Origin of the sequence: Ruminococcus sp. 5_1_39BFAA, assembly GCF_964240875.1 — a bacterium.
Lineage (GTDB): Bacteria > Bacillota > Clostridia > Lachnospirales > Lachnospiraceae > Blautia_A.
The window spans coordinates 376580-389187 of sequence record NZ_CAXSVO010000002.1 but is presented as its reverse complement, the minus strand read 5'-3'; the positions used below and the strand labels follow the sequence as shown (position 1 = coordinate 389187).

Below are 12608 nucleotides of genomic sequence, written 5' to 3'. Positions count from 1 at the left end.
CCCCTCCCGGTCATAGAAAATCAAACAGGCTCAACTGCTGTGCCGCTTCCACAGCGTGTTTCTTTCCTGCTCTTTCCTCTGCTGTATCTTCTTTCGGTAATTCTTCCAGAAATTCCGAAGGCTCACCTGCATAAGTAATGATCAGCTCCTCTTTTGCACGGGTCATTCCCACGTAAAAAAGCCGCCTTTCCTCTTCCACATCAGAAGGATATTTTTCGTTTTCCAGGGGCAGCTCCCCTTTGCCAACGCCAAAGAGAATCACCACAGGGAACTCCAGGCCCTTGGAGCCGTGCAGGGTCATGAGGCGTACTGAATCCGCAGAATAGGATTTCCCGCCGCAGCGTTTCAGATCGCCCTCTTCTCCTAAAAGCAGCGCGTCCAAAAACTCTGCCATGGTATTATAGCAGGCTCCCATATGTGCCAGATTTATAAAATCGTTGTCATCCTTTCGCTCAAGATCCTCCATCCAGGTTTCCAGAAGCTTTTTCGGCTTGCTGCGCTTCCATTTGGTCCGGTATTTTTCAGCCATCTGCCCGTAAATACTGCTTTCCAGATCCGAAGCCTCCGTATCAAGATTCCACAGAAGCTTTCCTGCATCGATGGCATATTCCTTCTTTTCCGGTTCCAAAAGTGAATGGAAAAAGGCAATGGTTCCTCTGAGCAGAGGCTTTTCCAGAAAATCCTCACGTCCTGTTACAAGATAGGGGATTCCTTCCTGGGACAGGCATTTTTCCAGCAGCCGCGCCTGGTGGTGCGTACGGTACAGAATGGCAATATCACGGAAAGTCCAGGTTCTTTTTTCCTCCCGGAAGGTGTCCTGCTGTTCCACATCCACCATGTCGATTCCGCCAATGAGACGGTTGATTTCCTTTGCTGCAAAGATAGCCTCCGGCATTTTTCCTGCTGCCTTTACGATCCGCACCGGAACGCCCTCCGGACGGTTCGCATGGAGAAATCTGTCTCCTCCCGGATTGTTGGAGATAGCTGCTGTCGCAGCGGACAAAATCTTTCCGCTGGAACGGTAGTTCTCCTCCAAATGAATGACCTTAAGCTCCGGATAATCCTTCTGAAGCCGCTCAAAGCAATGGGCGTCCGAACCCCGAAATCCGTAAATGGACTGGTCGGGATCACCGATAGCAAACAGCTCCCTTCCGCGGGCATTCCAGGCAAGGATCAGCTCGTATTGCAGCGGGCTGATATCCTGAAATTCGTCCACCAGAAGGTAGGTAAAAGGCTGCTCATACGGCTGCTTTTTTCTGTCATTTTCCTTTTCAGCCTCCTTGAAGCATCTCAGGGTTTCCAGTAAAAGATCGTCAAAATCCAGCTTTCTGCTATCTCTCATTTTCTCCCGGAAAGCCGCAAAAGCCTGGGCGAAACATTCATCCTTTTCGTCCTCACAGCCTGATACTTTCCAACTGGATAATGACTGAAGAAACTTAGGCGTTGCTATATCAAGTCCGTATTCGGCAATGATCTCCTTGGCAAGCTCCCTGGTCTCTTCCTCTCCTGCCAGCAGGAAATCCATTCCTTTTTTCTTCAAAAAATCCAGGCTGACAGCATGGAAAGTTCCGATATTCATCCGCTGTACGCTGCGCGGGCTGCCTAGCTGTACCGTTAATCGCTCCTTCATCTCCGCGGCTGCCTGATTGGTAAAGGTCACAGCCGTGATCTCGGATGGCTTCACTTTTCTGTTTTCCAGTAGATAGAGGATGCGGGAAACCAGTGTCTTTGTCTTACCTGTCCCCGGCCCGGCGATAACTGCAACCGCGCGGTCAATGGCTTCCACCGCCTGCTGCTGGCGCTCGTTGAGTGTGCTCCCAAGCTGCACCTGACGCTCATTCAATGTGCTCAAACCCTGCTTCTGGCTCTCATTCTGTGTACCTGCAGACTGCACCTGCCTCTCATTCTGTGTACCCTCAGACTGCCCCTGGCTCTCATTCCATGCACTTCCAGCCACTGTCTGATTTCTCATCGTGCCTGCCGCAGCCACGAATGGCGTATCCGACTTTCCATTGTTTTCCGCTTCCGGAAGCATCCACTCTCCTGTGCCGAAAAGACTGATCTGACCATCCAGATTCTGTATCTCATGGTTTTCAAAAAGCTTGATCGTTCCATATTCCCCATCGAATCCAGGACGCCGGATAACCTGTCCTGCACGGAGTCTGCGGATTCCCTCCGCTATCAGGTATCCGCTCTCTTTTTTGATATCTTCAATGGGGATTTGCCTCAGTATCTCAAATTCCGGGCCCAATTTTCCCAGGATTTCCTCATACTCTTCCAGCACTTTTCTGCTTGCGGCAGACCGTCCCGTGGAAGCAGCGATCACCTCGGGAAGCGGTACAAGGCTTTCAAAGGGCTTTGCATTTTTCCGCACAAAGCCTTCCTCACGGTCAGCAAGCTCTACCACCCTGTGGTCTACTCCTATTGTCATTTTCCGACCGCACACCGGGCATTTTCCATTATATTTTTCTGCCTCTGCAGGGCTTAAACAGATATGGCATTTCCTGTGCCCATCGTAATGGTATTTGCCTTCCTCCGGGAAAAATTCTACGGTTCCTTCCAGTCCCTTGCCTTCCTGGACAGCACCGTAAAGTCCGTCATAAGAAAAATCAATATCCAGTAAATTTGCCTCTCTGCCCAACTTTGCGGGAGAATGTGCATCTGAGTTTGACACAAGCTGGAAACGATCCAGTGCTGACAATCTCCAATTCATAGGCGGGTCAGAGGATAAGCCCGTCTCTACCGCATGGATATATGGGGTCAGATCCTCAAAGCATTCCTCCATGGTGTCAAAGCCGGAAAAGGCCCCAAACAATGCAAAATGCGGAGTCCAGATATGAGCTGGAACCAACATCCCCCTGGGGCATAATTCCAGCATGATCTCCAGCAGATTCCTGCAGTCCAATCCCAATATGGGGCGCCCGTCTGAGTGGATATTTCCAATGGTTTCCAGCTTTCGCGCCAACTTTTCCCCATCCTCCAGACCGGGAAGGAGAAGGACATTATGGACTTTCCGTACTCTGTCATTCTTTTTGTAAATAGAACTGATTTCTCCTGTTATAACAAAACGGGGCGCTTCTCCTCCCATCCGTTTTGCCTCTTCCAGAACATATTCCTCTTTTAATTTGTAAAAGCCGTTCTCTGCCGGGGTAAGCTTTTCATTCAGCTCCTCCCGCCATGCAGGATGGGTAAAATCTCCTGTTCCGACTATAGAAATCCCCTTTTTTCTTGCCCATAGATCAAGATATTCCGGTGTACCCTCCTTACTGGTTGCTCTGGAATACCTGGAATGAATATGCAAATCTGCTATTGCCTTCAAACTGTCACCAGCTTTCTGTTTTCTAATTATTTTTCGTTTTGCTATATTTTCTCATGCCTGCATCAGCTTCCAGCCATTGTCCTTCAGCCATTTTTTCCGCTGGGCATAATCCGGCAAGATCTGTTCTACCTCATGCCAAAAAGCCGGAGAATGGTTCATTTCCTTCAGATGACACAGTTCATGTACCACCACATAGTCCAGAATTTCCGGCGGAGCAAGCATCAGTTTCCAGTTAAAATTCAGATTCCGGTTGCTGCTGCAGCTTCCCCACCGCGTCTTTTGTTCCCGGATCGTAATACGGTTAAAATGCACGTTCAAAAGCTCTGCGAAGTATCTGGAACGCTGTAAAAATACCTCTCCTGCTGCCTTCTGAAGCCTTATTCTCTCTTCCTGAGACAGCTTGGGAAGCTGTGTTTTTTCCTGCTGTTGGTTTTGTATTTTTTCCAGATTTTTTTGTATCCAGTCTGCTTTTTCTTCTACAAACCGTTGAATCCTGACCTGGGATATCCGGTACGGCGCTCTCACCACAACCTGACCGTCCTGACGTATTTCCAATGCCATTGTCCTGCGCTTGCTACGGATGACTTTGTAGCGGAAGGGCTGAACATCTGTCAAACTTTCCTGCATATTTCGCTCTCCATATATGCTTCCATTTCTGCTGTCAATTGCTCCATCTTCTGAAACGTTTCCGGGTCTTTATAATGAAGGCGTTCCACGATTCGTCTCACATAGTTTTTTTCTTTTATGATTTCCCATGTTTCCGGAAAATTCACATCATAATACTGTGCCACATAGGACACCCAGTAGTCCACTCCTGTCTGCCTGTCAGCGGAAAGCACAGACTCTTTTTTCATGCAGGATTCCCATACCTTTGGGGAAATCTTTCCTTTTCCAGCCGCCTCTTTATCCATACCAAGCATGGTTTCTACAGACTCCACCAGCTTGACACGACAGTTATCCAGCTTATCTGCATCCCGTATCAGTTTTGCATGGAGCAAAGTGCGTTTGTCTGCGATGCCCTCCAGCTTAAAATCGCTGTGCTTTGCAATTGCGGTATGAATGATTTCATCGAAGCAATCTTCCCTGACAAAGCGTCGGATCATAGGTTTTTCCCCTTCAAAAAGAAGCTTCGCACCGAACGCCGCATGGTCCATAGTGTCAGGCTGAAAGCTGTCAAAAAGCTTTATCTGTTCAAATCTGCCGATGTCGTGAAGCAGCGCAATGATCGCTGCCAGCTCCCGATCTTCCTGGCTCAACTCCATTCTCCGGGTAATCTCCCTTGCGCATCCTATCACACCGTAGGTATGTACAATTTTTAATTTTATCTTCTCGTCTTCCCTGTCGTATTCATTCAGGTATTCCTCAAAGGCTTCCCTTGCCCCGGCAAAATCTATGGACATGATGTGTGCTCCTTTTTCATTCGGTATATCAGTATTGGTGTATAAAGAAAGCCCTGTTTCCATATACAAGTGCTAACGTAATTATATAAAATAGCAGGTCAAAAAGCAATAAAAAGCGGAGCCGCCCGAAAGCAGTTCCGCCATACAGCATATTTGACGTGTCGTTTCTGTTATTTTCTCTACTTCTCCAATTTGGATATTCCGGCAAGATATTCCGGGTAATCTTTTTCCGGAATTTCCAGCACCTTCATCGCCTGCTCCGCTGTAAGTCCCAGGGATTTCATCATCTTTTGGATGGCGGCCAAGATTGCTTCGCGAACGCCATCTTCTTTAGCATCATTCAGAAGCCCCTTCATGCCTTCGCACATATCGACCTTCTCTTCATCTTCTTCGATTTCCATATGTATACCTGTTATCGCATTCATCACTTCTACCGCCTTCCGCTCTACACTTTTAAACTTCTCATCAGCCTGTAACAGTGATCCAAGCTTCTTTTTATCTTTTGAATATTTAATGTACAGCATAACCTCCCGTAGACTGGTCCGGAATCTTTCTATTTCGTCTTCTGCCATAGATGCAGGCGAAATCAGATTAATCCGATAGTCCGGCACAAACGCCAATATCTCCTTTTCCTCCACTGAGAGCATCTCATGCAGGCTCATAGGCCCATCCCATTCTTCCGCGCCGAAAAAAATCACCAGTGTGATCACAGGAAGAAGCTTATCTTCCTTTCGAAAACCGCTCAGAAACTCTCCGCTGGAAACTGACATTTCCCCACGACTGCGATACGACCTCGCCGCCTGAGAAACCTGCTCCGCATATTGCAAAGCATCGTACAACATGTCCTTTACCGGCATTGCATAATGAATCTCCGACTGGTTCTCGATTCCCAGAATCAAATATGCTGCCCTTTCATCTTCCATAGCTGTAAGGTATTTCAACTCGTCACGATATTTCTGTACTGGCACCGATGCCCCATCTACTCCATAAGGAAGCGCGATGGCTGTGGTATCCAGTTCGTGAAGCTTATCCGGGTCAATGACCTGTCTGCCGCCATATATCAAATAGTTAAAGGCATCCGCAAACACTTTTGTATCTTTCATGTAATCTTTTGTGACTGTGTCTTTTCTGCTCATCCGCATGTACCCTACCTTTATTTTATGTAAGATTCACTTTTCGACACGTCATATATCAGATTATATGGTAGTGGGACTAAAAAGTACTTCCCCTATCGTTATGCTGTACATTCATCTTATCATAATATAAATGTCATTACAACAGAAAAGGTCCCGTTGATTGCGTAAGTTTACTGTCGGAATAAATGGGTTAGAGTTTACCCTTGATGCTCAGATAAAGTATCCAGCATAGATTTTCTTATCCCAACTTTACTTCATTCTCATCTTTTTTGCAAGTCCCTTCCGGGACAGCGAGCCACTTAGGTCCGCTTGGATGTGCTTTTAGGCTGTGTACCGGTTCCTGTCAAGGATGTGTAACACCGCTCTGCGGCTTTGTCCTTGACAGGACTCCGGTCCGCAGCCTTTTCTATCGTCAAGCAGACCTAAGTATATCTGCGGCATCTGCCACCTTTTTACAATCCCCAGATATGTTCATTGAAGTATACTTTTTTCTTTGTGTCCAGGCTGACACTGTGCGTCATTGCATCCACATATTTTCCTAGTATGCCATACCTGCTTTTCTCACTTTTGAACATCTCGGCCGACAGCATGATTCCCTGTTCACATCCTGCCGCTTTTGGCCGTTCTGCTTTCTGGTATCTTACCAGTTCCAGCATATCCCCGCCATTATATAATACGCTCTCAACTGTGCCATCTTCCCAGCTCCTGTCCGGCTCCATCCCATTGGCCTGGAGCTCATCCTTGCTGACAGGACGTGGCTTACATGTCCCTCCGTACTGCTTCCGATCACTCCGCCTTTGTGGAGCAGACGCAGTCGTGCTGCTCCCCAGTTCTCCAGTATATAATCCCGGCTCTGCTCCAGACGTCTCCTCCCTGATTCTACGCTTTCTTCCGGAAGCGCATCCTTCAGCCTTTCCACGATCTCACACAGCTCTGCTTTCGTTCCCCTGCGTATAGCGGTTCTCAATTCTCTGAGTGCATCATCTGCACTGTCTTTCATATGGCTGATCAGACGGATCAGGTATTTCTGTAAATGAAATTCATCCAGTACATACGCTACTCCTCTGATCCGTGTCCTTGCTGTTTCTATCCAGCCACCTCCATCTGCATTCAGATAGATCTTTTTTACTTTCTCCATCTCATAATGGGCATGGATATATTCATAGATTTCATCCCAGAATGCTTCATTATCTTTTCCGTCACATACCCTGCAAAAGTAGTGCGGATTTATCAGCTTATATCGTTTGCTTTGCGGTGCCTCCGGTTCAATTCCTTCATGCACATACACCAGTTTTGTGATCAGGCAGTTGTTTTTTTGTCCACTGCTGTTTTCAACCAGATCGCCCTTCCGTTCGCGAAACTGGAGGGAAACATGATCCTCATCTGCTTCTATATACAGATATTCAACTTCCTTTTTCTTTTCAGGTTCTCTGGTGTCTTTAGGTAATTTCAAACCATGCAGTTTTGCTTTTACGGTCTGTTTGCTCACAGTCCCTTCCAGACTGCTTTCCTCGCCGCCTCTCCTGTAGGAAGTCTGTACAGCCTCTTCCAGCATCGCTGCTATAGCATCTTCTGTTATCCTTTCGTGTTTTTCCAGCCCCAGGATTCTGTCCAGCAGATACTCCATCTTACCTGTTTCTCTGTTCACGAAAAGAGTTTTTGTAAAGTGCACTGTTCCCAGTGATGTGACCAGCTGCTTCTGACTGTCTTTTTCAACGTACCATCCCGTTGTCCTCTTACCACTGTCCTTCAGTTGTTGGTTCATCTGCTCCAAAGACTCCTGAATCATAAGGAGACCAACCTTATGCAATTCTCTGGTGATCCCTTTGATATACTCTGCCATCTTCTCAGGATGCTTAAAAAAATCATCCTCCAATTTTTCAAAAATACTGATGCTTTCTTCCGCGAAATGTTTTATACTCTTAACCATAGAGAACACCTTCCTTTGTTTGTATTAGTTTGGTCGCTAAATACTTTATCACAAAGTGGTGTTCTCTTTTATTACCATTTTTAATTTTCCGACTAAAACTTTACGCTAGCGGTCCCGTTTGTTCTGAATCTGCTGCCATCTCCGGTGGCAATGTCGGCTGGCTGTTAAAAACCGCCGCAGGCGAATTCACACCTGCGGCGGTTCTTATTTCAGATAGCAATCTTGAACAAAATAGCTACTGTATTATTTTGCTGTTGCGGATTTTACGCCTGAGTAACCGGAATAGATATCGATTCCAGCCTCATTTGTGGAGACAGCGCGTACCTTGTAGTAGTATTTCTTACCCTTGGTAGCTTTCTTATCTGCATATTTTACAACTGTGCTCTTAGTGGTAGCAATCTTAGTATAACCGGAAGATTTCTTTGTGGAACGGTATACTTCATATCCGGTTGCGTTTGCAGATTTCTTCCATGTGATCGTAACCTTGCCTGCAGTTGCTTTTACGGAACTCATCTTCGGAGCTGCAACGCTTGCCTTTGTTACGGATGCGCTTGCTGCCTTGCTTGCACCGCTGGAATAAAGACCCTTGTTGTTTTCTCTCTCGTAGCCATTTCCGTATTTGTAAGCAACTACATAGTAGTAGTATTTAACGCCTGCGCTCGGTCCTTTCACGAACGTCTTCTCAATACCATTCGTGTTCGTATACTTAACAGCTCTGTCAACAAGAGTGGTAGCAGTCAACTCATCTTCGGAAACTTTATATCCAGCTATGGAATTTGCATCCTCTACTAAAACAGGAACCTCATATCCTCCATTATAGTAGTAAGAATTTGTATCCTTATCCTGAGTACGTGCCGGTGATGTAGTTCTGTATACCTGATAATAATCAGCCCCTGCAACAGCCTTCCAGGATACGGTGATGCTTCCGTCAGCATTGTTTGCCTTTGCGGTTACACCTGTAGGTGCAGCCAGATATGGTGAAACGGAAATAATCTCACTGCTGTATGAATATTCCTTAGGCTCTCCAGAATTTCCATTCTTGTATGCGCGGATTCTGTAGTCTACAGACTCGCCAACAGCAGCCGGGAAGGTATAGGAAGATGTGGAAGCCTTTGCGATAGTGGCAAACAGCTCATATTCATCTGTCTTATCATTATACTTCTCAATCACGTAGCCGTTTCCGGAATATACAGGTTTCCAGCTAGCCTTTACAGTGCCGTTGGTATTGCGCTTTGTGCTGATAACCGTAACGCCTCCCTCAAAAGCAAGGCTTGCAGAATCCGTATCTTCAATGTAGAATTTCTTGGTTCCCACTGTCTTATATGCACGAACCTTGAATTCATAATCTCTTCCAGCGGTAAGCTTGGAAACGGTGTAGGATTTTGTGGATGCCTTTGTAATGGTCTTAACCAGAACCCACTTCTCGTATGCGTTGCTTCCAGCAGCTGCGCTGTATGTGGAAGCATTGGAGCTTGTCACCTTACGGTATACTTCATAGCCCTTAGCACCGGAAATCTTATTCCATACAAGCTTCACAGCGGTTGCACTCTTTGGAGTAGCGACCAGGTTCAGGTTTCCGCCCCAGGTAGTAGCATCATAATAGGTCCATGTTCCCCATGTGGTCTTGTTTGTCTTCTCATCCACATAGTATGCTCTTACACGGTAAGCATAAGTCGTATCGGCTTTCAGCTTCTTGTTCGCATATGCGCCTTCTGTAGTCTTAGTCAGAGTCTGGTATTTCTTTCCAACCTTTTTCTGGATCTGATAACCTGTTACATAACCTCTCTGAAGCGGACTCATACGCAGGGTAATGCTTGTAGATGCTGCAACAGAAGAAACAAATACCTTAGGAACCGTCGGTTTTACAGTTACTGTGTTAGTAAAGTCACTGTAATATCTGTCTTCCACCGTGTTATCATCCTGCAGTGCGTCCTCGGTACTGAACGCTCTGGCGCGTACATAGTAGGTCTTGCCAGGTGTCAGTTCAGAGAAGTTGATAGAAAAGCTGTTTTCATCATATGTCTCGTAATATGCGCCTGTAATATCCGGGTTGTTTGCAAATGCAGCATCCTCGGATACCCAATACTCAATACCGCAGTAATTATTCAGAACACCTGTGTATTTAAATACAAACTCATTCTGCGTTCTTTCAGCAACCGTAAGGTTTGTGATGGACGGAGCCTGTGCCTTAGAGATCGTCACAATCCCAGAAGCCGGTCCATACTCCTTTTCCCCTTTGTCGTTGTACTTATAAGTAAGTGCTCTTACATAATAAGTAACGCCTGGCTCAAGGGCATATTTGTAAATGGTAAGTTCGCCGGTGCTCTTATTAACATCCGTAACAAAATTCGGATCCTTGGAATACTGAAGTTCCCAGTTATCTTCGCTCTCTAATACAGGATCAAAATGGAATTCAAAAGTGGTTCTTGTGGTATTATACAGAGCAAAGCCTGTAATAGCCTTCAGAGGCTTTTCCTGTTTGGTAACGGTGAAGCTGATTACGTTTGACCAAACAGTCTTGCCGTTTGTATCCGTAACATATTCGCCGTCCACATTATTTGCGACCCGCATATAATACGTCTTGCCGCTTTCATAATCTGCTTTTTTCAGCTTGATCTTGTAGCCATCGCTGTAATTAGAAGCCCAATTCCACTCCCAGTCATACTCGAACTCAGCGTACTTCTCATCGTCTGTATATCTGCACTCGATATATCCGGCTTTTACGGCCCCATCAAACTCAAAGTACATATACTCCTCATCTTCAGATGCAAATCTGAGATTTGTAATCTGAACCGGAACTTTATCTGCTGGAACTGTATACTCCACAGCATCAGACCATTCGCCAGCCGTATCAACGGCTTTATCATTTGCACTTGCCTGATATGTGTAGACTGCACGAACTTTGATGGTGTATTTCTGACCTGCGGTTAAGCTTTCCATAGGCTTGGTCTTTTCCGCATCCGCATACACATACTCCCAACCATTTTCCAGGATCTTATACGAATGCAAACCGCTCAGAGAATCTATATCCATACACGGCATGTTGTCTCCATAGTAAGTACGACTGTAAACAGGTTTGTAATTGTATTTACCTGTAGTCTCATCATATTCTGAGTCTAACCAAGCGTAATACTCATTGCCCTGAGCGTCTGCCACGGAAAACTCATATCTGCTGACACCTGCAATATAGTTCCACCTTAAAGTCGGTCGCCACGTAGTCTGGCTCTCTGTGTCAAGCCACAGACCTGTTACCTTAGCCGGTGTGCCAGGTGTTCCTACACTTACGGACTCAGCTTCAGCTACTACAGCCTCATCTGTCATAGACTCGTCTGCAAATGCTTCAGCAGCCGCTTCATCACCAAAGCCTGCTTCTTCCTCAGTCACCTCAACCGGAGCTTCTTCTGCGACTGGGGCTTCTTCTGCGGTCGGAGCTTCTACGGCATCAACAGCCTCAAAGCCATCGCCGAATTCCTCTACAGCAGCAAATTCATTTTCAGCCATAACAACGCTTGGTGACATGGATGTTATGGTCATAGCTGCTGTGATTGCAAGTGCCAGAGATTTGTTTAACAACTTAATATCTCTCTTCATCTTTGCCCTCCTAATTAAATTATTTTAGCCGTACATTATATACAGTTATATATATTTTACCTTCTTTGGAATTGTTTGACAATACCCCCCCCCGTATTTTTTTCAGTATTTTTCAAAAGTTTTTCCAAAATTGTTTTTAATTTTCGATTTTCTTTTTCTATCCCCCTTTTCCACCTGTTGACAATTCCCTTCCAACCTAATATCATAAAGCCAACCACATACCAAAACCAACCATACTGTTTTCCTTGCAAAGGAGGTCTTCATGTCCGAAACAACACACCCGCCGCAGGTGGACGAAACCCTGAAAGAGCTGGAAAGCCACGGCTCCTTTGAGCTTCCTGTAGAGACTTACACGGACAACTGCGCGATCTTTCGCTCCTTATATAACCACTGGCACAAGGAAATGGAGATTCTCTTCATCGACCAGGGCTGCGGCCTGGCACGGCTTAACCGGGAAAGTCTACGCCTGAAGCAGGGCGATATTCTTATGGTAAACAGCGGAGTTATACACGGCATTAAATCCGATTTGAAAAATGTTCTTTATTATAGAAGTATTGTGTTTGATCTAAGCTTTCTTACCAGTCCCGCCGGAGATCTGTGTCAGGAACGTCTCGTTTCCCGTCTCCTGGAAAACAAGGCAGAATTTACCCATCTCATCTCCCCTGGCGACTCAAACTATGAACAGCTTTCCAGGCTTTTCACTGAAATCCATCAATGCCACCGCGAAAAAAGCCCCTTTTATTTTGTAAAACTGAAGAGCCTTTTTTACGATTTCTTCTACGAAATGCTCATTGGGCACTACATCATCACTGCTGACGCGGAGCAGAACAGAAATCTTGCATCCGTAAAGACTGTTCTGGATTACATCAGCCAGCATTACCGGGAACCCCTGACTGCAAAGGAGCTGTCTGCACTGTCTAATTACAGCGAATATTATTTCATGAAGCTTTTTAAGCAGTACACCGGAAAAACTGTCGCCGCCTATCTGAACGACTTTCGTCTGGAAAAAGCCAAGGCTCTGCTGCTTCATACAGACAGCTCCGTCACGGAAATCGCCCTGGATGTAGGCTTTAATAATACCAGTTATTTTATAAAAAAATTCCAGCAGGCGAACCAGTTATCCCCTCACAAATATCGCAAAAACATGTCATAACAGAACAATTTTGTTGTATTTTTCCTCTATCTGCGCATGCTAAGATAAATGCAATCAAACAGTAGGCACTGCCTAAGCA

At 45.9% G+C, this 12608-nt stretch carries 9 protein-coding genes; 1 reads left to right on the top strand and 8 read right to left on the bottom strand.

Going from position 1 to position 12608, the window contains the following annotated elements; genetic code table 11:
- Positions 1-10: 10 nt before the first annotated feature.
- From ACESZH_RS04480 to ACESZH_RS04445, 8 genes are all read right to left on the bottom strand, one after another.
- Positions 11-3319, bottom strand: a complete 3309-nt coding sequence (locus ACESZH_RS04480; protein ID WP_373211999.1) for a UvrD-helicase domain-containing protein — start codon at positions 3317-3319, stop codon at positions 11-13.
- A gap of 51 nt (positions 3320-3370) precedes the next feature.
- Positions 3371-3946: a M48 family metallopeptidase gene (locus ACESZH_RS04475; RefSeq protein ID WP_373212001.1), complete on the bottom strand. Its 576-nt coding sequence runs from the start codon at positions 3944-3946 to the stop codon at positions 3371-3373.
- Complete coding sequence (locus tag ACESZH_RS04470; protein ID WP_373212003.1) at positions 3931-4719, bottom strand: HD domain-containing protein; 789 nt, start codon at positions 4717-4719, stop codon at positions 3931-3933. Before ACESZH_RS04470 ends, ACESZH_RS04475 begins: the two co-directional genes overlap by 16 nt.
- Positions 4720-4898: 179 nt before the next feature.
- Positions 4899-5855, bottom strand: a complete 957-nt coding sequence (locus tag ACESZH_RS04465) for an Rpn family recombination-promoting nuclease/putative transposase (RefSeq protein ID WP_373212006.1) — start codon at positions 5853-5855, stop codon at positions 4899-4901.
- Between the two features lie 452 nt (positions 5856-6307).
- Positions 6308-6511, bottom strand: coding sequence for a hypothetical protein (locus ACESZH_RS04460; RefSeq protein ID WP_373212009.1), 204 nt, complete (start codon positions 6509-6511; stop codon positions 6308-6310).
- The gene (locus ACESZH_RS04455) at positions 6496-7785 is read right to left on the bottom strand and encodes an ISLre2 family transposase (protein WP_373212011.1); all 1290 of its coding nucleotides are present in this window, start codon (positions 7783-7785) and stop codon (positions 6496-6498) included. Before ACESZH_RS04455 ends, ACESZH_RS04460 begins: the two co-directional genes overlap by 16 nt.
- A gap of 243 nt (positions 7786-8028) precedes the next feature.
- On the bottom strand, positions 8029-11376 hold the full coding sequence (locus ACESZH_RS04450) for a fibronectin type III domain-containing protein (protein WP_373212014.1): 3348 nt from the start codon (positions 11374-11376) through the stop codon (positions 8029-8031).
- A gap of 56 nt (positions 11377-11432) precedes the next feature.
- Positions 11433-11582, bottom strand: a complete 150-nt coding sequence (locus ACESZH_RS04445) for a hypothetical protein (protein WP_373212018.1) — start codon at positions 11580-11582, stop codon at positions 11433-11435.
- Between the two features lie 56 nt (positions 11583-11638).
- On the opposite strand from ACESZH_RS04445, the gene ACESZH_RS04440 reads away from it, so the two are divergent.
- Entirely contained in the window at positions 11639-12529 is an 891-nt protein-coding gene (locus ACESZH_RS04440; RefSeq protein WP_373212020.1) for an AraC family transcriptional regulator, read from the top strand.
- Positions 12530-12608 lie beyond the last annotated feature (79 nt).